Raw genomic sequence first — 23,169 nt, forward strand, 5'->3', positions numbered from 1 at the left:
AGGCTACCCAACTCTGACGATCACGCGACGCGGGGGTGCGGTGCGCCGCTGCGAACCCCCGAGCGGAGCAGCGCGACGACCGTCCACAGCAGGACCACCGCGAGCACCCCCGCGGCGATCGACAGGCCCAGCGTGCCGTTCAGCGGCAGCAGGATGCCGAGCGTGCCGCCGGCCACCCAGGAGAGCTGCATCAGGGTCTCCGAACGGGCGAACGTGGAGGTCCGGACCGCCTCGGGGACGTCGCGCTGGATCAGCGCGTCCAGCGCCAGCTTGGCCAGCGAGCCCGCCACTCCGGCGACCGCGGCCACCACCAGCATCGTCACCAGGCCGTACCAGAGGGCGGATGCCGCGGCCGCGGTGGTGGCCAGCAGCAGCATGGCGGTGACGGTGACCTCCCCGCCGCGGGTGCGCAGCCAGGAGCCGAAGACCGAGCCGAGCGCGTTGCCGACGCCCGCGGCGACGGCCACCAGGCCCAGCGCGGCGGTCGGGGCCAGGCCGCCGACCGGATCCGCGCGCAGCAGGAAGGCCAGGAAGAGCATCAGGAAGCCGGAGAGCCCGCGCAGTGCGGCGACCGCGCGCAGGCCGAGCACCACGGCCGGGCCGACCGTGCGCAGGGTGGCCTTCGGCGGCTTGGCGGCCTCGTCGGGCTGTTCGTGATGAGGGGCGGGGGAGGCGTGCAGCACGGCCCGCTGCTCGCCCTTGGCCGAGTCCACCTGGTGCGGCAGGTGGAAGGCCATCAGGGTGCCGATCACGAAGACCAGGAACGCCCCCCGCAGCGGCCAGGACGGCCCGATCAGGTGCAGCAGCGCGCCCACCGGCGCGGCGATCCCGGTGGCCAGCAGGCCGGCCAGGGTGACCCGCGAGTTGGCCTTGACCAGCGTCACCCGAGCCGGTTTCAACCGGGGGACGACCACGCTGCGCACCACGCCGTACGCCTTGGAGGCGACCAGGCAGCCGAGCGCCTCCGGGTAGAGCGCGAGGTTGCCGTCGGTGATCGTGCCGGCCATCGTCCAGGCGAGCACGGCGCGGCCCAGCATCGACATCGCCATCGCGGCCCGGCGGCCGTGCGGGACGCGGTCGAGCAGCGGGCCGATCACCGGGGCGAGCAGCGCGAACGGCGCCATCGTGACGACCAGGTAGAGCGCCACCCGGCCGCGGGCCTCGCCGGTCGGGACGGAGAAGAAGATGGTGGAGGCCAGCGCGATGGTGATCAGCATGTCGCCGAAGGAGTTCAGCGCGTGCAGTTCGATCAGCTTGGCCAGGCCCGACTCGCCCGCGCCGTCGGCGGAGGTGGCCTTGCGGATCCGGCGGCCGGTGCCGTGCACCACCCGGCCGGTGGTGAGACCGGCCGCGGAGGCGCCGCGGACCAGGACGTTGCGGCGCGCTTCGACCGCCGCGAACTCGACTGTGTCGATTTGGGTCGGGGGCGCCGGGGAATCGCCCTCCGGCGGTGGATCCGTAGAGTCCACCGGGGGGACCGAGGTCTGCTGTCGCGGCACGGGCACCGGCTCCGCCGCCGGTCCGCCGCGCCCGTCCTCGGGTTCGACCTGGTCCGACCTGGCAGGCGGTGAAGCGTGCAGGGCGTGCTGCGACGGGTTTTCGTCCGCCACACAGGCAATCCTGCCTGACAATCCGGTGTGCGACGAGAGATTCCGCTTCACTCGGCGCGGCTCGGCCTGTTCGAGCAGCGTTTGGAGGTCCTGCGAAGACCGCGCCGGACCGGGCCTGGCCCGGGTCGCGGGCAGGTCGCGAGCCGGTCGCGGCCGGGTTGCGGAGTGGCCTCGGACTTCCCGGACTGTCGCCGGAGCCGGGGCGACGGGTAGCCTGCACTACGCGTACCGCTGCCTTGGTGATCGCGCAGGGGGACGGACGGTATCGCCCGACGGCGGCGCGGTCGGTCCACGGACCGGCCCGGTTCGCGCAGAATAGGGAGCGGTACCACGAGCGAGCGGTACCAGCGGTTCGTCCGACACGACGCCACGCCCGGGGGGATTCCCGCACCCGGCGGCGGGCCCGTGCACGACGGCCGCGACTGCCCGGCACCGGCCCGGCCGGGCTGCCGGCGATAGGCTGCAGGTAAGAGACTGGGAGAGAACCGACGCCGTGAGTGCTGCGATGCGAAGCCGTACCCCCGATCGGCTCTGTGCCGAGGCCGTCGAACTCGCCAGGCAAGCAGCGGTCGACGCAGTCGGTGCAGAGGCCGTCGGTGCCCACCTGGGGGTTCAGGCCGAGGGCGAGCGGGTCGTCACCCACACCTTCGAGTGCGTGGACGCCGCCTACCGCGGCTGGCACTGGGCGGTCACCGTGGCGCGCGCGCCGCGCTCCAAGCTGGTGACCCTGGACGAGACCGTGCTGCTGCCCGGACCGGACGCCGTGCTGGCGCCGCAGTGGGTGCCGTGGAGCGAGCGCCTGCGCCCGGGCGACCTCGGCCCCGGCGACCTGCTGCCGACCGACGCCGACGACCTGCGCCTGGAGCCCGGCTGGACCGGCGAGGACGAGCCGGCCCCGAACTCGGCGATCTTCGACGGTGACGAGGATCTGGACCTCTCGGACCCCACCGTCCAGCCCGCCCCGGCCCGCGCGCAGATCGGCGCGATCGCCGCCGAGCTGGGGATGTCCCGTCCCCGGGTGCTCTCCCGGCTCGGCCTGCACCTGGCGGCCGACCGCTGGGAGAAGACGCACGGCGCAGAGACCCCGATGGCGCAGTCCGCGCCGGCCTCCTGCACCAGCTGCGGGTTCCTGATCGCGATCGGCGGCTCGCTGGGCCAGGCGTTCGGCGTCTGCGGCAACGAGTACGGTCCGGCCGACGGGCAGATCGTCTCGCTGGCGTACGGCTGCGGCGGCCACTCCGAGGCCGTCGTGCTGCCGGCCGCGACGGCGCCGTCCGAGCTGATCCTGGACGAGCTGGTGGTCGAGCCGATGCAGCTTCACCCCGACCGCACCAGCGGCTCGGTGGAGCCCGACGCCCCGGCCGAGGAGCTCGGCCACTCGTAACAGCACTGATGGCGGCCCCGTTGGTCGGCCGGCCTGCCCGTACGGGGGAGAATGCCCCGACGGCAGGTCAGGTGTGACGACGGGGAAGGCGGCAGGTCCAGTGGAGCCTCGCATCATCGGCAGCGGCGGCGACGAACAGGCCGCCGACCACTTCGACACGGCCGCCCTGCGGCGCCGGGTCCTGGACGCCTGGGCGGCCTCCCCGGCGCGCTTCCGCGAGGACGCCAACGCCGAGGAGGAGTTGGCCCTCGGCGGCTACCGCGACCGGCTGGTGGTCGAGCTCGCGCAGAACGCCGCGGACGCCGCCGGCCGGGCCGGGCAGGGCCCCGGCCGGCTCCGGCTGACCCTGCGGGACGGCGTGCTGGCCGCCGCGAACACCGGCGCCCCGCTGGACGCCGCCGCGGTCGAGTCGCTCTCCACCCTGCGCGCCTCCTCCAAGCGCGCCGACGCGAACCCGACGGTGGGCCGCTTCGGCGTCGGCTTCGCGGCCGTACTGGCGGTCAGCGACGAGCCGATGCTGCTCAGCACCCAGGGCGGGGTGCGCTGGTCGCTCGCCGCCGCGCAGGCGCTGGCCGACCAGCGGGCCGGCGAACACCCGGAGCTGGCTGAGGAGTTGCGCCGCCGCGACGGCCATGTCCCGCTGCTGCGCCTGCCGTTGCCCGCCGAGGGCGAGCCGCCGGCCGGCTACGACACCGTGGTGCTGCTCAAGCTGCGGGACGCCGCCGCCGAGGATCTGACCCGCCGCCTGCTGGACGGCATCGACGACGCGCTGCTGCTCACCCTGCCCGGCATCGCCGAGGTGGTGGTCGAGACCCCGGACGGCCGCAGCCGCACGCTGACCCGCTCGGCCGCCGAGCGCACCGAACACGGCCTGGGCGTGGTCACCCTGACCGACCACGACGAGACGCACGCCGGGCAGTCCGTCTGGCAGACCGTCACCGCCACCGGCGCGCTCCCCGCCGAACTGCTGGTGGACCGCCCGGTCGAGGAGCGGGCCCGCCCGTACTGGACGGTCACCTGGGCCGTCCCGGTCTCGGCATCCGGCACCCCGCAGCCGCTGCCGGTGGCGCCGGTCCTGCACTCGCCCACCCCCAGCGACGAACCGCTCGGCGTCCCGGCCCTGTTGATCGCCTCCTACCCGCTGGACCCGACCCGCCGACACGTCGCGCCGGGCCCGCTGGCGGACTACCTGACCGAGCGCGCGGCCGACGCGTACGCCGAGCTGCTGCGCGCCCGCGGGGCCGACCTCGGCTCGCTGGCGCTGGTGCCCGGCCCGCTCGGGCAGGGCACGCTGGACAACGCGCTGCGCGCCGCGATCCTCGGCCGGCTGCCCGGCACCGCGTTCCTGCCGCACCCGGCCCCCGTCGAGGAGGGCACGCCCGCGCTGCGCCCGCGCGACGCCACGCTCGTCGAGGGGGCCGACGGCTCGGTGGTCGAGGCGCTCGCGCCGATCTTCCCCGGGCTGCTGCCGGCCGGCCTGGAGCGCCGCTCGGAGCTGCGCGCGCTCCAGGTGCGGCGGATCCCGCTGGCCGACGTGGTGGACCAGCTCGGCGGCCTGGAGCGCGAGCCGTCCTGGTGGCGCAGCCTGTACGCGGCGCTGCTCGGCGCCGATCCGGAGGCGCTCGGCTCGCTGCCGGTGCCGCTGGCCACCGGCCGTACGGTGACCGGGCCGCGCCGGGTGCTGCTGCCCTCGGACGCCGCCGACTGGGCCGGCTACCCCGGCTACCCCGAGGCGCTGGCCGAGGCCCTGGAGCGCCTGGACCTGCGGCTCGCGCACCCCGACGCCGCGCACCCGCTGCTGGCCAAGCTGGGCGCGGTCACCGCCACCCCGGCCGGGATCCTGCAGACCCCGGAGGTGCGGGCCGCCGTGGCGCGCTCGCTGGAGGCCGGCGAGGACGACTTCGAGGCCGCCGCCGAACTGGCCGACGCCGTCCTGGCGTTGGTCAAGGCGGCCGAGGCCCGGCCGGGCGACCACCCGTGGCTGGCCCGGCTCGCCCTGCTGGACGACGAGGGCGAGCTCTCCCGGGCCGGCGAACTGATCCTCCCGGACAGCCCGCTGGCCCGGCTGGCCCGCCCGGAGGACGCGCCGTACGTGGACGAGGAGCTGCTGGAGCGCTGGGGCGCCGAAGTCCTCTCGGCGGCGGGCGTGTTGAGCGGCTTCGTGCTGGTCCGCGCGGAGGACGTGGTGCTCGACCCGGACGACCTGGAGCGCCTCGACCCGACCGCCCCCGCCGACCGGGCGGCCGGCGGTTCGCCGACCGGCCTGCTGGACGAGGCGCCCGACGGCCTCGCCGACTGGTGCGAGGACGTGTTGGAGGCCCTGCACGCGGACGATGTCGAGTACGGAGTGCCGCCGGTGGCCGCCGAGTTGCTGGCGGTCCGGGACCTCGACCTGGTGGACGAGGAGGCCTGGCCCGAGGCGCTCGCACTGCTGGCCCGCCCGCCGTACCGGGACGCGGTGGTCACCCCCGTCCGGGTCCTGCTGCCCGGCGGCACGTACACCGACCTGCCGCCGTACACCGCCTGGTGGCTGCGCGACCACCCGGTGCTGGACGGCAAGGAGCCCGCCGGGCTGCGCGCCGCCGGCGCCGACCCGCTGCTGCGCGGCCTCTACGACGAGGCCCGCACCACGCTGGACGAGCAGTTCCTGCACGCGCTCGGGGTGCGCACCACGCTCACCGCGCTGCTGGCCGAGCCGCACGGCCCGGACGAGCTGCTGGACCGGCTGACCGACCCGGCCAGCGAGGTCTCGCACCGCCAACTGCACGGCATCTACTCGGCGCTGGCCGCCGTGGACGACGTCGAATCCCTCGACACCGTCCGGGCGCTGCCGCCGTTGGACGAGCAGAGCGGGCGGCGCCCGGCGCACACCGTGCTGGTGGACGCCACCGAGGCGGTCGTCGCCGACGCGCCCGACCTGGTGCAGCTGCTGCACCCGTACCCGCTGCTGCCGGTCGCCCCCGCGCTGGCGGCGGCCCTGGCCGAGCGCCTGCACGTCTCGCTGGCCAGCGAGATCGCCGGCGGCCGGGTGCTCTCGGACGGCTCGCTGCACCGGGTCCCGGCGTTCGTAAGGGAGTTGCTGCCCGGCTGCCCGGCCGTCTACGAGGAGCACGAGGAGCTGCTGGTGGTCGGGCCGGACGGCGAGGAGGCGGCGATCGACTGGCGCTGGGACACCTCGGCGTCGGCCCCCGAACTGCCGTACGACCCGGAGTCGGCCGAAGTTGCCGATGAGGACGATGAGTTCGAGGTGCCGCCGGTGCCGGGGCTGCTGCACGCGGCCACCCCGGAGGGGTTGGCGGCCGGGCTGGCCTGGTCGGTCGGGCAGTGGCACCGGCGGTTCGAGGTGCTGGCCGCGCTCACCGAGCCGGACCGGGCCTACGAGCTGTCGGCCGCACGGGACTTCGAGGGGTGACTCACTCCTTGAGGTTGTGTCGGACGTAGACCCAGACCAGTTCGAGCAGCAGCCCGGCCGCCAGCGCGATGGCGACGCCGGTCAACGGGTCCCGGAGGCCGACCAGCTTCAGCTGGAAGAAGTTCGAGAGCCACGGCACGGTCAGCACCAGGGCGAAGGCCCCGCCCATGGTGCCGATCAGCAGCAGCCGCCACCAGCTGTAGGGCCGGGCCACGATCGCCAGCACCCAGATCGCCACCAGGAAGAGGGTCAGGGTGGCGACGCTGGTGTCGGCGGTCAGGTCGGTGGCGTGGTCGGAGCGGGCCAGCGCGTACGCGGTGAAGGTGGCGGTCCCGGCGATCACGCCGCCGGGCACCGCGATCCGCAGCACCCGCTTCACGAAGCCGGTCCTGGCCCGTTCGTTGTTCGGCGCCAGCGCCAGGAAGAAGGCCGGGATGCCGATGGTCAGCGAACTCAGCACGGTGGAGTGCCGGGGAAGGAACGGGTACGGCAGCTGGGTGAAGACCACCAGCAGGGCCAGCAGCACCGAGTAGACCGTCTTCACCAGGAAGAGGCTGGCCACCCGCTCGATGTTGCCGATCACCCGACGGCCCTCGGCGACCACCGAGGGCAGCGTGGCGAAGCGGTCGTCCAGCAGCACGATCTGCGCGACCGCGCGGGTCGCCTCGCTGCCGGAGCCCATCGCCACGCCGATGTCGGCGTCCTTGAGCGCCAGCACGTCGTTGACGCCGTCGCCGGTCATCGCCACCGTGTGGCCGCGCGACTGAAGCGCGCCGACCATGTCGCGCTTCTGCTGCGGGGAGACCCGGCCGAAGACGGTGGTGCGCTCCACGGTGTCGGCCAGCTCCAGCGGATCGGCGGACAGCGTCCGGGCGTCCACCGGGCGCTCGGCGCCGGGCAGGCCGAGGCCGGCGGCCACCGCGCCGACCGAGACCGCGCTGTCGCCGGAGATCACCTTGGCGTCCACCCGCTGGTCCGCGAAGTACCGCAGGGTCTCGGCGGCGTCCGGGCGGACCCGCTGCCGGAGCACCACCAGGGCCAGCGGCTGGAGGTCCTTGGCCGGGTCCGGGGCGTCCAGCGGGACGGGCGTGCGGCCGAGCAGCAGCACCCGCAGGCCCTGGGCGCCCAGCTCGTCCACCTCGGCGAGCGCCGGGTGGCCGTCCGGCAGCAGCACGTCGGGAGCGCCGAGCAGCCAGCTGGCCTCGGTGCCGCCCGGCTCCAGCAGCTCCACGCCGCTCCACTTGCGCGCGGAGGAGAACGGCGCGGCCTCCAGCACCCGCCACTCCCGCCCGTCCGGCTCGCCCGGGCCGTAGGCGTCGATGACCGCCTGCATGCTGGCGTTGGGCCGGGCGTCCGCGCCGCCCATCGCGCTGAGCGCGCTCCGCAGCGACTGCTGCTGCGCGCCGTCCAGCGGGCGCAGCTCCAGCACGTCCATGCCGCCCTCGGTGAGGGTGCCGGTCTTGTCCAGGCAGACGGTGTCCACTCGGGCCAGGCCCTCGATCGCGGGCAGCTCCTGCACCAGGCACTGCCGGCGGCCCAGCCGCACCACGCCGATCGCGAACGCCACCGAGGTCAGCAGCACCAGGCCCTCGGGGACCATCGGCACGATGCCGGCCACCGTGCGGCGGATCGCCTCGCGCCAGTCGTTGTGCTCCACCGACCACTGGCTGATCACCAGACCGAGCGCGGTGGGCACCAGCAGCCAGGTGATGAACCGCAGGATGGTGTCGATGCCGCTGCGCAGCTCCGACCTGACCAGGGTGAACCGGCTGGCCTCCTCGGCGAGCTGCGCCGCGTACGCCTCGCGGCCCACCTTGGTCGCGGTGAACGCCCCTGCGCCGGCCACCACGAAGCTGCCGGACATCATCGGGTCGCCCGGCTGCTTGAGCACCGGATCGGGTTCGCCGGTGAGCAGTGATTCGTCGATCTCCAGGCCGTCCGCCTCGCTGACCAGGCCGTCGACGATCACCTTGTCGCCGATGCCGAGCAGCACGGTGTCGTCCAGCACGATCTCGGCGACGGCCACCTGCTGCGCCTGCCCGTCCCGGCGGACCTCGGGCCTGGCCTCGCCGATCAGCGCCAGGCTGTCCAGGGTCCGCTTGGCGCGCACCTCCTGGACGATGCCGATCGCGGTGTTGGCGACGATCACCAGGCCGAACAGCCCGTCCTGGATCGGGCCGACCACCAGGATGATCCCGAACAGCACGCCGATGATCGCGTTGAAGCGGGTGAAGACGTTGGCCCGGACGATCTCGGCGATCGAGCGGCTGGAGCGCACCGGGACGTCGTTGACCTCGCCGCGGGCGACCCGCTCGGCCACCTCGGCGGCGGTCAGCCCGTGCCGCCGGCCCTGGCCGGGGCGGCTGGCGTGGGCGCCGGGGGCCGGATCGACCGCCGCCTCCGCCCGGGCGGGGCCGGGGTCGGCTGTGTCCTCCGCAGGGTGGGTCATGGCACCGACTCTACGGGCGCGAAATGTCCGGTGCGTGCTACTTACATCCGATTTCGGGCCGTCCGAGTGCCCTAAGGCTGATCGGTGCCGGCCGCGCGGTCGCGCAGGATGGCCGCCCGGCGGGCCCGGCAGTACCAGAGGCCGATCAGTCCGAGCAGTCCGCCGCTGAGGCAGACCCACTGCCAGTTGCCGTGTCCGTGGCCCTGGGCCTGAAGGGTGCTGTGGAACGGGAGCAGGACGACGAAGGCCAGGAACCAGAGTGCCGTGCCCGCGCCGACGATCGCGACGTCGTTGGTTTCCAGCGGCGGGGGCGAGGGGCGCAGCGCGATCTTCGGCATGAGGCCCAAGCCTACGGGGGGCCGCCCGCGTCCGTCCGTCCCGGCTCCGGGTGTCTGTCCCGGCGCCGGGTTCTACGCGCGAAGATAGCGCGTGCACGACCGGCAATTCATACTTGGAGGCCCCCAACCCCCATGCTTTCGCCCCATCCTTCTGCGCCCCCACCAGAGGACATCGCATGCCATCCGTGGCCCAGCCGACCACCGAGTCGCCCGAGCCCCACCAGCAGGCGCCGCACACGCCTGCGGGCGTTCTGGACCGCTACTTCAAGATCTCGGCACGCGGCTCCAGCATCCCCCGGGAGATCCGCGGCGGTGTCGCCACCTTCTTCACCATGGCGTACATCCTGGTGCTGAACCCGATCATCCTGTCCAGCGCCGTCGACATGCACGGCACGCACCTGGGCACCGGCCAGCTGGTCACCGCCACCGCCCTCACCGCCGGGCTCACCACCCTGCTGATGGGCGTGATCGGCAACGTCCCGATCGGCCTGGCCGCCGGCCTCGGCGTGAACACCATCGTGGCGCTCCAGCTGGCCCCCAAGATGACCTGGCCGGACGCCATGGGCATGGTCGTGCTCGCCGGGCTCGCCATCATGCTCCTGGTGGCCACCGGCCTGCGCGAACGGGTGATGAACGCCGTCCCGCTCGGCCTGCGCAAGGCCATCGCGATCGGCATCGGCTTCTTCATCACGCTGGTCGGCCTGGTCGACTCCGGCTTCGTCAGCCGCATCCCGGACGCCGCGCACACCACCGTCCCGCTGGAACTCGGCTCCACCGGCCACCTGGTGGTCTGGCCGGTGCTGGTCTTCATCCTCGGCCTGCTGCTCACCATGGTCCTGGTGGTGCGCAAGGTGCCCGGAGCGATCCTGGTCTCGATCGTGACGATGACGGTGGTCGCGCTGATCATCGAGAAGTTCGCCACCATCCCCGCCGACGTCTGGGGTCTGACCGTGCCCAAGTGGCCCGGCAACCCGGTCGCCGCGCCGGACTTCTCGCTGGTCGGCAAGGTCAGCCTGTTCGGCGGCTTCCACCAGGTCGGCCTGCTGACCGGCGTGCTCTTCGTCTTCACGGTGCTGATGTCGAGCTTCTTCGACGCGATGGGCACCATCCTCGGCGTCGCCGACGAGGCCCACCTGCTGGACGAGAACGGCGACCTGCCCGGCATGAGCCGGGTCCTGATGGTGGACGGCATCGCCACCGCCCTCGGCGGCGCGACCTCCTCCTCGGCCAACACCTGCTTCGTCGAGTCGACGGCCGGCGTCGGCGAGGGCGCGCGGACGGGCTTCGCCAGCATCGTCACCGGCGCGCTCTTCATGATCGCGCTCTTCCTCACCCCGCTGGCCACCATGGTCCCCGCCCAGGCCGCCACCCCGGCCCTGGTCACGGTCGGCTTCCTGATCCTGGCGAACTCCATCCGGGAGATCGACTGGAACGACTACACCATCGCGATGCCGGCCTTCCTGACCATGGTCCTGATGCCGTTCACGTACTCGATCACCAACGGCATCGGCATGGGCTTCATCACCTTCTGCATCCTGCGCATCGCCACGGGACGGTGGCGCGAGGTCTCGCTGCCGCTGTACGCGGTCGCGGCGGTCTTCGTCTTCTACTACATGATCCCGGCCCTCGGCCTGGCGTAGCCGACTGCCCCTGCTCTAAGGCCCTTCCGCGCGACCGGCGCGGGAGGGCCCGCGGCGTTGGGGCGCAGGCGGTGTGTCAGGTGGTCGGCTCGGCGAGGAACTGGCGGGGTGGGGCGAGGAGTTGGGCGGCGGTGGCGCGGTTGCCGGGGCGGGCGGCGGCGGTCATGGCGGTGGCGGCCTCGGTGGCGGTGGCCCATGGGGGGACGACCAGGAGGAGGAAGTGGTCGTCCAGGCTGCGGGTCACGCTGACGGTGTCGGCGCCGGCGGAGAACCGGCCGATGCGGATGGCGAGGCCGTCGACGGTCAGGCAGCGCGGGATGTCGTCCCAGCCGGAGGTGTCCAGGCCGACGCGGCTGATGTGACCGAGGTGGGCCGTCAACGCCGTGATCAGGCACGGCAGTTCGGCTTCGACGTCGCGGGAGCGAGGCCACCAGGCGCCGTCGAACATGCCGGCGCGGGTGAGGGTCGGCTCCAGGCTCAGCCGGGGGCGGGAGGGCAGCGGGTAGAGCGGCGAGAGGTGGCGGCGGGAGGTCCGGTACGGACGTAGGGGGAGGTCGTTCGATGCCGTGCTCTTCGACACCATGGCGCGTGCCGCCTGTCTCGGCTCCTGCGGAGGCCGACTCTGCTGCCCAGGGCGACACCGGCGCGGTCGCCGACGTGCGGTAGGTCCTCGGTACCTTCGACGGTACTCCGCTGCCGGGCTGAACGGCGGAGTAGGGTGGGGCTACCCAGGGCACTTCGTATTCCGGTCCTCGTTCCGGCGTCGTCCAGGGTGAGCGACAACACCGGGCGGGTGCAGGCCCGCCCCGGGACAGGCAGCGGTGCGACCGTGACTATCGCCATCACCCGAACGAGTAGCTCGACCACCGCGACGGCCGGCAGCCGTCCTTCGACCGTCGCCAAGGCGATGAACCGACCCGGGCACCAGATCTCCGACGACACCCTCGTGGACAAGGCGCTGGAGATCCTCTGCGGCGCGCAGGTCGACCACCTGCTGGTGTCCGGCAGCGACGGCCGGTGCGTGGGGCTGGTGACCCGGGCTCAGCTCGCGCCGTACCTGCCGCGCTCCTGGTACACCGCGCGCACCCCCGTCCGGTCCATCGTGCGCCAGAGCGGACCGTTCGCCTGGCCCGGCATGGCGATCGGTTCGGCGGCCGAGGCGATGCGGATCAGGGAGTTCGACGCCTGGCCCGTCGTGGACGACGACGGCTACGCCGTGGGCGTCCTGTATTTGGAGAAGGCTGAGGCGGCCGTGGCCGTGGGGTCATTCGTCGGGGCGATCGCCGCGTAGGGCGGTGAGGACGGCCGTCGGCGTCCAGGTGCCGGCGGCTCCCGGGCGGGTGGCGAGGTAGTCGGCGCTGCGTACGGGGGACCAGCCGTGGGCGGTGTGCAGGCCGCTGGCGAGATGGCGCAGGTAGCGGGCGGCGGGGGCGTTGAGCGGCGCGTCGGCGATGCGCCAGGGAGCAGTCACGGTGAGGACGGGGATGCCGTCCAGCAGCCCCGGGCAGATCAGTGTCTGGTACCGGCCCGGCCCGAACTCGTCCCGGCCGCAGGCGAGGACGGTGCTCAGGTCGAGATCGTGGCCGGTCGGGTGGCGCATCTCCTGGGCGGCGAGGTCGGAGAACTGCTCGGCGCTCAGGAGGTAGGCGCGAGCTGGCGTTTGGTCTGGGGCGAGCGGGTCGTAGAAGGCCATGGCGCCGGTCCAGACGGTGGACTCCCACGCGAAGTGCAACCGACCGGGCAGCACGACGGGTTCGTCCCGTCGGGGCGGGCGCGGGTCGCGGCAGCCCGGGTTGCGGTGCGCGCCGCCCGGGGGCACGCCGCCGGCCAGGTAGCAGGTCAGCCGGTCGAGGTGCATGTTGGAGCCGTAGGCGGCGTACCACACGAGTTTTGGCGTGAGAGTTGAGTGGCCGTCAAGTCGGGTGAGGGGGAGCACGTTTCGTCCTGTGATGGGTGGGGAAATTGGCCGTGCGGCGCTCTGCCCATTCTTCGATGCGCGTAGCACAGTGAGGTGCGGGCAGACTGCCCGGTGAGGGTAGCGGGAGGGGGCACAGACTGATGGTGCGACGGGACCCAACCAGGGTGGACGAGGCGGACTTTCTACCGGAGCCGTTCCAGACGGCAGACCAGGCATCTCTTTCCGGACAGCGGATGACCCTGCGCTGGTACCGGGGACTGATCCTGATGCTGGTGGCGGCAGCGGCGGTCGGAGCGGTCACCGGACCGGGGAAGCTGGGCAAGACCGATCTGGCGCCACTCGTCTCGGTGGCCGCCTTCGCAGTGGCGGGATTCTTCTGGTCCCGGCTGCGGCGGCACAATCCGCAGGCCGGGTGGTACGAAGCGCGAGCCGTCGCCGAGTCGGTGAAGACGCTGGCCTGGAAGTACACCGTCCGGGCCCGTCCGTTCGGCGGCCCTGCGGACTCGGCCGAGGTGGACCAGGAGTACCTGGGCCAGGTGACCGATCTGCTGGAGGCGTTCCAGGACTCCGGCGCGATCCCGCACGGCGCGGCGGCTGAGATCACCGACGGGATGCGGGAGTTGCGGGCAGCCACGCTGACTGACCGGCGGCTGCTGTACATGCAGTTGCGGGTGCAGGGCCAGCGGACCTGGTACCTGGCCAAGGCGGACGCCTGCGAGTCGCAGTCGGTGTCCTGGGGACTGGGCACGGCCGCACTCATGATCGTCGGTGGCGCGGCGGCGGTGGCCGAGGCGCTCGGGGCGCTGTCGGTGCAGATCTTCGGTGCCTGCTCGGCGGCAGCGGCGGCGATGATCGCCTGGACGCAGCTGAAGCAACTGCGGCCGCTGGTCTCGGCGTACCAGCTGGCGGCCAAGGAACTCGACGTGGTGTACGGCAAGTTGTCGACACTTGACCCGAACGAGCCGGACGCCGAGGCCGGTTGGGCGCGCCTGGCGGGCGACGCCGAGGACGCGGTCGCACGCGAGCACACGAGCTGGCGCGCACGGCGGGCCTTCCCCCGCTGACGGTGGGGAGGCCGGGGGAGAGGCCCGCCGTGCGTTCGGCTCAGGAGAAGATCACTGAGCGCAGCTTGAAGCTGTTGTTGCGGCTTTTGTACGGGTTGATCGAGTTGTAGTCGCCGGTGCAGTTCAGGCCGGTCCAGGCCGTCGCCGTCGAGTCGGTCTGGTTCTCCGGGTGGAAGGCGGGGTCGTAGGCCAGGTCCGTGACCTCGGGGAGGTTGATGCACACCCGGCTGTCGGGGTCGATCAGGGTGCTGATGTGCGGGGCGTCGACCGACCCGTACCGGTAAATGAAGCTGCCGTGGGCACTGGCGGCCGCCGAGGCCGAGCCGGGGATGGAGAGGACGAGGCCGATCGCGCCGAGGGTGGCCACGACGGAGTTGCGCAGACGCATGAGGTGATCCCTTTGAATGGCATACGGGTGAATCGGGATCACCTTAGAGCGGGGCGAATCGGACGAAACGGTTCTTCCGACGAGTACCGCGTGTCGGGGCCGCGGCCACAATTGGCGGCACGACGCAGCACGCGGCACAGCGGCGGTACGTCGACCTGGTGGCGAGCCTGAAGGGCTGACCTGCACAGCGGTGTGCGGGGCGGCTCCACCGGGAGCCGCCCCGCACACGTGCACGTCACAGGGCGAACGATGCCTGACGCAGCATCAGTCGATGGCCTTGACGGCGGCGTCGTAGTCGGGCTCGTCGGCGATCTCGCTGACCAGCTCGGAGTGGATGACCTTGTTGTCGCCGTCCAGGACGACGACAGCGCGCGCCGCGAGACCGGCGAGCGGGCCGTCGGCGAGGGTGACGCCGTAGTCGGCCAGGAACTCCCGGCCGCGCAGGGTGGACAGGGTGACCACGTTGTCCAGGCCCTCGGCGCCGCAGAACCGGGACTGCGCGAACGGCAGGTCGGCCGAGATGCAGAGCACCACGGTGTCGGCCAGTTCGTTCGCCACCTGGTTGAACCTACGCGTGGACGCAGCGCAGGTGGGGGTGTCGATGCTGGGGAAGATGTTCAGGACCTTGTTCTTGCCGGCGTAGTGCGCGAGCGTGACGTCGGAGAGGTCCTTGGCCACCAGGGAGAAGGCCGGTGCGGCGGTCCCGGGCACGGGGAAGGTACCCGAGACGCTCACGGGGTTGCCCTGGAGAGTGACGGTGCTGCTCATGGAGAGGCTCCTGAAGAAGTAGCGGAGTGGGGCGGTGGACGCTCGCATGGGCCCGCCCTGCGGCCAAGTCCACTCGTCGCGTCCAGGAGCAGCCAATCAGATGCGCGCGACCCGCCGCCGGTGGGTGGGCAAGCTGATGCCCCGTCTCAGACCGGCCAGAGCGTCACCTTGAGGATGCGGACACAAGGACCGTCGTCGATGTTCTCGTCGTCGCCGCGCCGGTCCTCCAAGTACCAGATGAGGTAGGGGCCGCGGGCGTAGGTCTGGACAGGAGAGATGCCCGAGGTCCCGTATTCGATCGGGCCGGTGTATTTCACGGCGGCTGCATCCGCCAGCTCCTGGGCGATTCCCTCGACCACGCGGCGATCGGAGTCGCCAAGTCGCGCGCCGCCAGGGGTGTCGCCGACGACGTTGTCTGCGTCCGGTTCGAAGACCCAGGTCCAGTCGCTCACCGCGCCAGCTCGCGCTCGGCTCGGGTGAGGAGGGAGGAGATTTCTGCGGACGCCGCGCGTCGGGTGGTGAGGTCGTCGGAACTACCGACCGTGGCCTCCAGCTCGCGCATGCGGGCCGAGTGGACCGGGTGGCGTTCAATCCAGACCCACACGGCCCACCGGTGCAGAAAGACATGCATGGGGATGACGCTCTCGGTCTGGATGGCCGCTTCCCATGCTGCCCGGAACTCCTGTTCGAAAAGAGCTCCCGATCGTGCGTGCAGGCGCATCACAGCCGCGCGCAGAGCAGCCTCGGTCGTGGCCGGCTGTGCGAACAGCGGCTCACTCACTGTTGACGTTCTCTGTCTGGGCAGTCACCGGATATCGCCTCCTGAGGACCGAGCGTTCTAGTGGCAGCGTACGCCCGCCGCGATGGGTGGAGGCGCTGCCCAGCGGAGGCTCAGACCTCGCCGAAGACGCCTGCGGCGGTGGCGGACACGAACGCCTCCCAGGCGGACGTGGGGAAGAGCAGGGCGGGGCCGTGCGGGTCCTTGGAGTCGCGCACGGGGGTGAGGCCGGGGATGCCGGTGGTGGCCACCTCGACGCAGTCCCCGCCGTTGCTGCCGCTGTAGCTGCTCTTGCGCCAGGCGACGGGGAGCTTGCTTGCGGTGGTGGTCATCTCAGGTCCTTTGCGGCGGCGGCGATCCGATCGATCGACGCGTCGGGCGACAGGGCAACGGCTGTGAGCAGATCATAGGCGCGCTCGGCGGCTCTGACGTCTGCGGGATCGGCCTTGATCTGCCCTTGCAAGAAGCCGTCGACGTAGACAACGCCTGGCCCTTCGTCCAAGGTGAGGGCGGAAAACGCACCATCTACCCCTGCGTGCACCCCGGAGCTGAAGGGGAGGATCTGAATCACCGTGCTCGGCTCCTCCGCTGCGGCGATGAGGCGCTCCAGCTGATTCCGCATGATCTTGTTGCCGCCGAGTGGGCGACGCAAGACGAGTTCGTCGAGGACGACCCACAAGTCGGGGCGATTTTCGCGCGTCAGAATGTGCTGTCGCTCTAGCCGAGCGGTCACCTGCTCGTTCACGAAGTCGGGGTTCTGTCGACGCGCGCCGAACACCGCTCGCGCGTAGTCCTCGGTCTGGAGCAACCCAGGGATCAGCTGGACCTGGAACGACCGAATCGCCGTCGCGGCCTCCTCCAGGTCGACGAACGGCCGGAACCACGCCGGGTACGCGTACTTGATGACCAGCGGCCAGAGTCGTTGGAAGTGGTCCTCCAGCCCGAACGTCTCGTCGGCCAGCTTCGACAGTTCCTTGGTCGGCAGCCGCGTCCCGGCCTCGATCTTGTTGAGCAGCGAGGGCGCCATCAGCGCCAGCTTGGCGAACGCCCGCTGCGAGATTCCGGCCTTCTCCCGCTTGCGTCGCAAGTCGGTTGCGTAGAACGCGAGTACGGATGACGTCGGGTCAAGAAGGTCTGCCAGAGACATGGTTGCGCCCCTACCTGATTGACGGAGGCGAGGTCAACGGCCGCGCCCCTGGAAAGCGTAGACCCGGAGTGCGACTCCTGGCATACAGATAGTGAGGGTGGGGTCAAGACGAGTGAACGGACAGGAAGATGACGTCGAAAATGACCAAGCACACCGCCGAGGCGCGGCAGGACGCGGCGGACGCGCTGGAGGAGTTGCTGGACGCGCTCAGCTTCTCCAGCGTCCCGCTCGTCTCGGTCGGCGTGGACTGGCACTCGGCCAAGTTCACCGGCCGCTACCTGATCGACCTGGGGGCCACCCGTCCCGATACGGCCCGCCGCATGGCGAAGGTTCTCCGGGCGGGCGCGGCGCATGTCGAGCCCTGAGAGTGCGCGTCCGCGCACCAGGGGCGGCGGTGGCAGGCTGGCCGCGTCGCTGCTGCTGATCGTCGCCAGGGTCCGGCCGTCCGGGCCGAAGCCGTGCCCGCTGGCGTGGCCCAACTGCCCGTTGTGCGAGGTGATCTGATCCGATGGACAACGCCAGCTCGATGACCATCCGCACCTACCGGATCACCGGTGACGGTCGGCGCATCGAACTCTCGCCGCGCCAGGAGGTCGACGCCGAGCGCCCGTCGCACGACCCGCTCAACTGGCCGGCCTGCGCGTGCCCCCGGCACCGCGACGGGGAGGCCCGCAGCGAGGTTTGAAGGCCCCGTCAGGGGCTGACGTCGAGCACCCGGACCGGTCGGCCCTTCCAGCCGGCCGGTTCGGCGGTAGCGATGACGGCGTCCTCAGTGCTGTCCGGGCTTTCGGCCAATGGGCATGACCGCCACGGCCCACCGCAACGCACCCGCTTCCAGGCCAGGGCCAGCGCCACGGCCAAACCGGCGGGAGAACCGACGAACCTGACGTGCGTGGCGAGCACCCCCGCTGGTCGGCGGGGGCAAGACCCGAACTGCGGCGGGTTATCCCGGTGATCACTGCGTGGGAGTCTTCGACTGTTGACGCATGATCGAAACGGAGTGCCCGAATGGACAGTCAGGAGAACTGGCCTGACGCCGGCTATGTCCCCGTCGTCGCGGCGGTGGTTTCCTCCGTGGCCTGTGCGGCCGCCTCCCGCGATCTCCCGGACGCGCTCGGGTTCCTGGTGAGCGTCGGCATCGGTTCGGTTGTCGGGGGAGCGGCACGCTGGTGGACGTCTCGCGCGCGGCTGCGCGAGTTCATGGAGGCGGAGCAGCGGTCGCAGCTCAGGACTTGATGCAGAGGCAGAAAGGATGCCCTGCGGGGTCGATGAGTACCCGCCACGTCTCACCGGGCTGGAACTCCGGGAAGGTGGCGCCGAGTTCGACGGCGCGGGTGGCGGCCTTGGCGAGGTCGTCCACGTAGAAGTCCAGGTGGAACTGCTTGCTGCCGTTCGGGTTCGGCCAGGGAGCCGGCTGGTAGCCCGCGACCTGGCCGAAGCCGATCGGGGCGCCGCCCTCCAGCGGGTTGGTGATCATGGCGTACTCGGCCTGGCTGTGGCCGATCTCCCAGCCGAGCAGCTCGCTGTAGAAGCCGGCGAGCACGACCGGGTCGGCGCAGTCGATGGTGACCATGGCGAGGCTGGCGAAGCCCGTCGGGGTGCTGCTCTTCTCCGTCATGAGCCGCAGCCTGCACCCTCCCACTGACAATCGCGCCGTTACCGCGCCGAAGGCCCGGTCAGCTGCTGCCTGCGGCGCCCTGCTGTGCGGAGACGGCGTGGTACGCCTGGAGCGCCAGGGCCGAGACGGTGTCCTTGTCCGGGGTGGCGGGGCTGGCGGTGTAGACGGTGATGACGGTGTTGCCTGCCTGGACGAATATTCGGGCCAAAGCGTTGCCGTACTTGTCGAGCCCGGTCTTGACGAAGATCTTGTTGTTCGGGATCTGCGGTACTGAGGAGGAGCCGCCCGCGTCGTACTTGGACGCGTCCTCGGCGAGACGCGCGTCGTAGAAGCTCTCGGCGCCCTTGGGCGTGCTGAAACGGATGAGGTAGGTGTCGACGAACGCGCTGGAGACGGACATCCAGTTGCGGCGCGCCGCGAACTGCAGCCCGCGTGCCGACTCGGTCGCGTGAGCGCTCGCCTGGGCTGTCGGGGAGAAGAAGCTGCTGACGAACTGGTCGAGGGTGAGCGCTCCCAGCGGCTGGCCGTCGTCGAAGTGCTTCGAGTCGCTCGGCGCCGGCGGGAGGTCGGCTACCAGCTTGTCGATGTCCGCGCTGGAGGGTGACGGCACGGACGTGGGTGTGGGAGCGGCGCTGCCGGACGGGCTCGGCGCGACGGGTCTGGGCTGTGCGGCCGTGCTGGTGTGGGCGGTGGAGCAGCCGGTGGCCAGGAGCAGCAGGAGTACTGACGCGGTGCCCACGAGAGGCCGGCGAGCGGTGGTCGAACGGTCGAACATGCGGGTGGAGCCTCCGGTAGCGGCACGTGGTGGGGCGGGACGCTCGATTCGATCATGGACGTGACAGGAGTCACCAGGGGGACTGGGGTTATCGATTTTCGTTAGACAGGGTAATGACGTAGGCTAAGGATCATGCCCGCCGAGATGTCCGAGGGCGACCTCGCAGCCGTGAGTCAGCTGCGGTCGTCCGTGATGCGCCTTGCCCGCCGCTTGCGGCACCAGCACGTCGAGCAGTCGCTCAGTCCGACCGAGATGGGTGTGCTGGGCACGCTCGCGCGGTGTGGGCGGGCGACGCCGGGTGAGTTGGCTCGGCGGGAGCACGTCCAGCCGCCGTCGATGACCAGGATCATCGCGATGCTGGAGGAGAAGGGCCTGGTGCGGCGCGAGCCGCACCCGGACGACCGCCGGCAGGTGGTGGTCAGCATGACGGAGCAGGCTGAGGAGATCCTCAACGAGAGCCGCCGGCGGCGCAACGCCTGGCTCGCGGAGCTGGCTTCGGGGCTGACCGAGGAGGAGTGGGAGGCGGTCCGAGCGGCCGCGCCCGCGCTGTACAAGCTCGCGCGCCTGTAGCGCGGGGGGAGAGAACGACAGGGCAGGGCCGGACAAAGGGGAGACGCATCACCGCAGCAGGACGCAGCAGCAGGACCATGAGCGCGGCATCGGCCGCGCACCGAGGGGAGAAAGACGTGACACCGCCGGCCGCAGCCAGCGCCGCAACCCGTCCCGACGACACCACCGCCCAGACTTCGAACACCCCGGTACCGACGGCGTCCGCCGCGGTGCCCGCGCCGGTGAATCTGCCCGGCGACGACGACCCCTGCGAACGGGCCGCGACGGCGCCCACCGTCGCATCCGGCCCCACGGGGGCTTCGTTCACCCGACCGGGGGGAATGTTCTCCTCCCTGAAGGTGCGTAACTACCGCTACTTCTTTGCTGGTCAGATCGTCAGCAACACCGGCAGCTGGATGCAGCGCATCGCCCAGGACTGGCTGGTGCTGAGCCTCACCGGCAGCCCGCTCGCGGTCGGCATCACCACCGCGATGCAGTTCCTGCCCACGCTGCTGCTCGGCCTCTTCGGTGGCGTGCTCGCCGACCGGATGCCCAAGCGCCGCCTGCTGGTCGTGACCCAGGGCCTGATGGGCCTGCTCGCCGCCGGCCTCGCGGTGCTCACCGTGACGGGTGCGGTGACCGAGTACTACGTCTACGTGTTCGCCCTGCTGCTCGGCCTGGTGACGGTGGTGGACACCCCGACCCGGCAGGCCTTCGTCTCCGAGATGGTGGGTCCCAAGGACCTCAGCAACGCGGTCAGCCTGAACGCGGCCAACTTCCAGACCGCGCGGCTGGTCGGCCCGGCGGTGGCCGGTCTGCTGATCGCCGCGGTCGGCAGCGGCTGGGCGTTCGCGCTCAACGCGCTCTCGTTCGCCGCCGTGATCGGCGGGCTGCTGGCGATGCGGACCAGCGAGCTGCGTCCGATAGACCGGATCCCGCGCGAGAAGGGTCAACTCCGCGAGGGCCTGCGGTATGTGAAGGAGCGTCCGGACCTGATGTGGCCGCTGGTGCTGGCCGGGTTCATCGGCACCTTCGGCTTCAACTTCCCGACGCTGCTCTCCGGTTTCGCCCACGACACCTTCCACGTGGGTCCGGGCCAGTACGGCCTGCTGAACACCGCGATGGCGCTCGGCTCGCTGGCCGGCGCGCTCTACGCGGCCCGTCGCGGCGCCCCGCGGCTGCGCTGGCTGACCGGTGCGGCGCTCGGCTTCGGTGTGCTGGAGGTGCTGGCCTCGGCCGCGCCCGGCTACTGGAGCTTCGCGGTGCTACTCATGCTGATCGGGATCTGCGGGCTGACCTTCAACACCGCGGTCAACTCCTATGTGCAGCTGGCCACCGACCCCGAGATGCGCGGGCGGGTGATGGGCCTGCTGGTACTGGTCTTCACCGGCGGTACGCCGATCGGCGCGCCGGTGGTGGGCTGGGTGACCGACGTCTACGGCCCGCGGATCGGCCTGCTGGCCTGCGGCGTGGTCTCCGCGCTGGCGGCAACGGTGATCGGCCTGGTCCTGGCGCGCTGCGCCGACCTGCGGCTGCGGGTGGACCTGCACCGCGAGCGGACCGGCCGGGTGGTGGCCTTCGTGCCGCGCGGTGAGAGCCGCGTGCGGGAGCTCGCGACCGCCTGCTGACGCGTGTGTGTTGACGGGGGAGGCCGGGCAGTCGCCTGGCCTCCCCCGTCGCGTACCTGCCGTCAGCCGCGCAGGGTGGTGGTCTGCAGGGTCGGGTCGGCCTTGATCTCGGCCTCGGTGAACCGCTCGGTGACCCACTGCTTCTTCGAGAACAGCGCCGTCTGGTCGCTGTAGTGCGGTGAGCTCTGGTTCACCGACTCGCCGTAGGTGAGCAGGGTCCGGGTGCGCGGGCCCTGCGGCGTCAGCTCGGTCGCGGCTATGAAGCTGGAGCCGTCCGCGCCGTCGTCGGCCGAGGTCGGGTAGACGGCGCCGCTCGCGCCCGAGCCGGCGTCGGCCTGGACGATGTCGAAGCAACCTTCGAGGTTGGTGCAGCCCGGCAGCGGAACGCCCGCCCACTTCTGCATCGCGCCGACGGTGGTGTCGAGCGGGAGCTTCTTGGCCGTGAACGACTCCACGGCGTCGGCCAGCGCCTTCTGGACGCTCGCACTGGAGCCGTTGACGCCGCGCGGCGTGGTGAGCGGCTGGGCCGGGTCGTACGGGACCGTCGCCCAGGACTCGTACCGGCCGGCGGTGCGGGCCAGGTCCTGGTAGAACGCCGTCCAGAGCGGGGCGCCCTCGCTGTCGGCGTCGTCACGGGCGTTCCAGGCGGCGAGGGTCTCGCAGGCCGCCCGGACGTCGACCGAGGTGCCGTCGGTGGCGGTCAGCGCGGGGTGCGCCTGGCACATCGCGACCACGTCGGTGCGGCCGAGCTCGGCCGAGTAGTTGCGGTTGCCGAGCATCGCCGCTTGCAGGGTCGGCAGGGTGAAGCCGGGAGCACCGAGCCCGTCCGTGCCGCCGATGCGCTGCGCGATCATGGTGAGCCCGAGCTGCGGCCGCTGGGCGAGCTGGGTGTCGGTGTTGTACACGCCCGGTAGGCCGGTGATCGGGGCGGCGGGGTTGGTGAGGTACGGGCCGTTGTTGGAGTTGGCCACGTAGTCCGTGCGGCTCAGCGTGGGCCAGTGGCTCGGTCCGTAGAGGCCGGGCTCGATCGAGTCCGGGTCGCTGCCCCAGGCGCAGGCGGTGGTCGAGCCGTCCAGCACGGTGGGCAGGTCGTGCGGGCTGGGCATCGTGCACTGCTTGAGCTGGTCGTCGGTCAGGTGCGGCACAACGGAGGAGTCGGCGAAGTACGTCTTCCCGTCCGTCTCGGTGGCGATCGTGTGGGTCCAGGGCATGCCCTGGTAGGTGGTCTGGGCGGCGCGCAGCTGGTCGAGGTTCTGCGACTGGTCCATCGCCAGCCACTCGTTCATCGAGCGCAGGTTGTCGGCGTTGGCGTCGAGCGCGGCGTAGGCGGTGGTTCCCGTCCAGCCGTAGGAGATGATCGGGCCATAGCGCGAGGTGTAGAGCGTCTGGGTGATCGTGGACGGCTTGCCGTCGGCGCCGAGGACGGTGACCGGCACGGTCTGGCGGTTCATCTGCTCGGTCTTGCCGTCGACCGTGTAGGCGGTCGGATCGCCGGGCACCAGCTTCAGCTGGTAGAGCGAGGCGTGCTGGTCGTAGGCGGTGGTGTGCGTCCAGGCGAGGCCCTGGGTATGACCGATCTCCACCAGGGGCGTGCCGTAGAGGCCGGCGCCGGAGACGTCCATGGTGCCGGGGATCGTCAACTGCACCTCGTAGAACCGGTGGCTGCCGGTCCAGGGGAGGTGCGGGTTGGCCAGCAGGTACCC

General features: G+C 71.8%; 24 protein-coding genes. 10 read left to right on the plus strand and 14 right to left on the minus strand.

Going from position 1 to position 23,169, the window contains the following annotated elements:
- Positions 1–20 precede the first annotated feature (20 nt).
- Positions 21–1,328: an MFS transporter gene (locus P3T37_RS16510; protein WP_280724550.1), complete on the minus strand. Its 1,308-nt coding sequence runs from the start codon at positions 1,326–1,328 to the stop codon at positions 21–23.
- Between the two features lie 787 nt (positions 1,329–2,115).
- Between P3T37_RS16510 and P3T37_RS16515 the strand changes: the two genes are divergently transcribed.
- Both P3T37_RS16515 and P3T37_RS16520 read left to right on the plus strand, forming a co-directional pair.
- Positions 2,116–2,994 (plus strand): DUF3027 domain-containing protein, encoded by an 879-nt coding sequence (locus P3T37_RS16515; protein ID WP_280724416.1) that lies wholly within the window; start codon positions 2,116–2,118, stop codon positions 2,992–2,994.
- 100 nt (positions 2,995–3,094) lie between these two features.
- Complete coding sequence (locus P3T37_RS16520; protein ID WP_280724417.1) at positions 3,095–6,406, plus strand: molecular chaperone Hsp90; 3,312 nt, start codon at positions 3,095–3,097, stop codon at positions 6,404–6,406.
- A 1-nt stretch (position 6,407) separates the two neighbouring features.
- On the opposite strand, the gene P3T37_RS16525 is transcribed toward P3T37_RS16520, so the two are convergent.
- The gene (locus P3T37_RS16525) at positions 6,408–8,855 is read right to left on the minus strand and encodes a cation-translocating P-type ATPase (RefSeq protein ID WP_280724418.1); all 2,448 of its coding nucleotides are present in this window, start codon (positions 8,853–8,855) and stop codon (positions 6,408–6,410) included.
- 71 nt (positions 8,856–8,926) lie between these two features.
- Positions 8,927–9,193, minus strand: coding sequence for a DUF2530 domain-containing protein (locus P3T37_RS16530; RefSeq protein ID WP_280724419.1), 267 nt, complete (start codon positions 9,191–9,193; stop codon positions 8,927–8,929).
- 176 nt (positions 9,194–9,369) lie between these two features.
- On the opposite strand from P3T37_RS16530, the gene P3T37_RS16535 reads away from it, so the two are divergent.
- The gene (locus P3T37_RS16535; protein WP_280724420.1) at positions 9,370–10,833 is read left to right on the plus strand and encodes an NCS2 family permease; all 1,464 of its coding nucleotides are present in this window, start codon (positions 9,370–9,372) and stop codon (positions 10,831–10,833) included.
- A gap of 76 nt (positions 10,834–10,909) precedes the next feature.
- On the opposite strand, the gene P3T37_RS16540 is transcribed toward P3T37_RS16535, so the two are convergent.
- A complete protein-coding gene (locus tag P3T37_RS16540; RefSeq protein WP_280724421.1) occupies positions 10,910–11,416 on the minus strand; it encodes a DUF5994 family protein in 507 nt (168 codons plus the stop codon).
- Positions 11,417–11,662: 246 nt separating this feature from the next.
- On the opposite strand from P3T37_RS16540, the gene P3T37_RS16545 reads away from it, so the two are divergent.
- Positions 11,663–12,124 (plus strand): CBS domain-containing protein, encoded by a 462-nt coding sequence (locus P3T37_RS16545; RefSeq protein ID WP_280724422.1) that lies wholly within the window; start codon positions 11,663–11,665, stop codon positions 12,122–12,124.
- Here P3T37_RS16545 and P3T37_RS16550 read toward each other — a convergent pair.
- Positions 12,098–12,718, minus strand: a complete 621-nt coding sequence (locus tag P3T37_RS16550; protein WP_348533244.1) for a histone deacetylase — start codon at positions 12,716–12,718, stop codon at positions 12,098–12,100. The two genes, P3T37_RS16545 and P3T37_RS16550, sit on opposite strands and share 27 nt — an antisense overlap.
- Before the next feature lie 173 nt (positions 12,719–12,891).
- On the opposite strand from P3T37_RS16550, the gene P3T37_RS16555 reads away from it, so the two are divergent.
- Entirely contained in the window at positions 12,892–13,815 is a 924-nt protein-coding gene (locus P3T37_RS16555; RefSeq protein ID WP_280724423.1) for a DUF4231 domain-containing protein, read from the plus strand.
- Between the two features lie 40 nt (positions 13,816–13,855).
- On the opposite strand, the gene P3T37_RS16560 is transcribed toward P3T37_RS16555, so the two are convergent.
- From P3T37_RS16560 to P3T37_RS16585, 6 genes are all read right to left on the minus strand, one after another.
- Positions 13,856–14,203: a hypothetical protein gene (locus P3T37_RS16560; protein WP_280724424.1), complete on the minus strand. Its 348-nt coding sequence runs from the start codon at positions 14,201–14,203 to the stop codon at positions 13,856–13,858.
- 264 nt (positions 14,204–14,467) lie between these two features.
- On the minus strand, positions 14,468–14,971 hold the full coding sequence (gene tpx / locus P3T37_RS16565) for a thiol peroxidase (RefSeq protein ID WP_280724425.1): 504 nt from the start codon (positions 14,969–14,971) through the stop codon (positions 14,468–14,470).
- Positions 14,972–15,117: 146 nt separating this feature from the next.
- Positions 15,118–15,423 (minus strand): hypothetical protein, encoded by a 306-nt coding sequence (locus tag P3T37_RS16570; RefSeq protein WP_280724426.1) that lies wholly within the window; start codon positions 15,421–15,423, stop codon positions 15,118–15,120.
- Positions 15,420–15,752, minus strand: coding sequence for a DUF6247 family protein (locus tag P3T37_RS16575; protein ID WP_280724427.1), 333 nt, complete (start codon positions 15,750–15,752; stop codon positions 15,420–15,422). Before P3T37_RS16575 ends, P3T37_RS16570 begins: the two co-directional genes overlap by 4 nt.
- A gap of 110 nt (positions 15,753–15,862) precedes the next feature.
- A complete protein-coding gene (locus P3T37_RS16580; RefSeq protein WP_280724428.1) occupies positions 15,863–16,081 on the minus strand; it encodes a DUF397 domain-containing protein in 219 nt (72 codons plus the stop codon).
- Complete coding sequence (locus P3T37_RS16585; RefSeq protein ID WP_280724429.1) at positions 16,078–16,896, minus strand: helix-turn-helix transcriptional regulator; 819 nt, start codon at positions 16,894–16,896, stop codon at positions 16,078–16,080. The genes P3T37_RS16580 and P3T37_RS16585 overlap by 4 nt, the downstream gene beginning before the upstream one ends.
- A gap of 140 nt (positions 16,897–17,036) precedes the next feature.
- On the opposite strand from P3T37_RS16585, the gene P3T37_RS16590 reads away from it, so the two are divergent.
- The 3 genes from P3T37_RS16590 (at position 17,037) to P3T37_RS16600 (ending at position 18,132) form a co-directional block, all read left to right on the plus strand.
- Complete coding sequence (locus P3T37_RS16590) at positions 17,037–17,261, plus strand: hypothetical protein (RefSeq protein WP_280724430.1); 225 nt, start codon at positions 17,037–17,039, stop codon at positions 17,259–17,261.
- A 143-nt stretch (positions 17,262–17,404) separates the two neighbouring features.
- Positions 17,405–17,581 carry a hypothetical protein gene (locus tag P3T37_RS16595; RefSeq protein WP_280724431.1) on the plus strand — a complete coding sequence of 59 codons (177 nt, stop codon included), beginning with the start codon at positions 17,405–17,407 and terminating at the stop codon, positions 17,579–17,581.
- 323 nt (positions 17,582–17,904) lie between these two features.
- A complete protein-coding gene (locus tag P3T37_RS16600; RefSeq protein ID WP_280724432.1) occupies positions 17,905–18,132 on the plus strand; it encodes a hypothetical protein in 228 nt (75 codons plus the stop codon).
- Here the strand turns inward: P3T37_RS16600 and P3T37_RS16605 are convergent.
- Both P3T37_RS16605 and P3T37_RS16610 read right to left on the minus strand, forming a co-directional pair.
- Positions 18,122–18,514 carry a VOC family protein gene (locus P3T37_RS16605; RefSeq protein ID WP_280724433.1) on the minus strand — a complete coding sequence of 131 codons (393 nt, stop codon included), beginning with the start codon at positions 18,512–18,514 and terminating at the stop codon, positions 18,122–18,124. The two genes, P3T37_RS16600 and P3T37_RS16605, sit on opposite strands and share 11 nt — an antisense overlap.
- Before the next feature lie 58 nt (positions 18,515–18,572).
- A complete protein-coding gene (locus P3T37_RS16610; protein WP_280724434.1) occupies positions 18,573–19,289 on the minus strand; it encodes a hypothetical protein in 717 nt (238 codons plus the stop codon).
- A gap of 132 nt (positions 19,290–19,421) precedes the next feature.
- On the opposite strand from P3T37_RS16610, the gene P3T37_RS16615 reads away from it, so the two are divergent.
- Positions 19,422–19,859 (plus strand): MarR family transcriptional regulator, encoded by a 438-nt coding sequence (locus tag P3T37_RS16615; protein ID WP_280724435.1) that lies wholly within the window; start codon positions 19,422–19,424, stop codon positions 19,857–19,859.
- A gap of 209 nt (positions 19,860–20,068) precedes the next feature.
- The gene (locus P3T37_RS16620) at positions 20,069–21,466 is read left to right on the plus strand and encodes an MFS transporter (protein WP_348533245.1); all 1,398 of its coding nucleotides are present in this window, start codon (positions 20,069–20,071) and stop codon (positions 21,464–21,466) included.
- Between the two features lie 62 nt (positions 21,467–21,528).
- Here P3T37_RS16620 and P3T37_RS16625 read toward each other — a convergent pair whose 3' ends face one another.
- A complete protein-coding gene (locus tag P3T37_RS16625) occupies positions 21,529–23,163 on the minus strand; it encodes a penicillin acylase family protein (RefSeq protein WP_348533246.1) in 1,635 nt (544 codons plus the stop codon).
- Between the last annotated feature and the right edge of the window lie 6 nt (positions 23,164–23,169).

The sequence above is a fragment of the Kitasatospora sp. MAA4 genome (assembly GCF_029893355.1).
Classification (GTDB): Bacteria; Actinomycetota; Actinomycetes; order Streptomycetales; family Streptomycetaceae; genus Kitasatospora.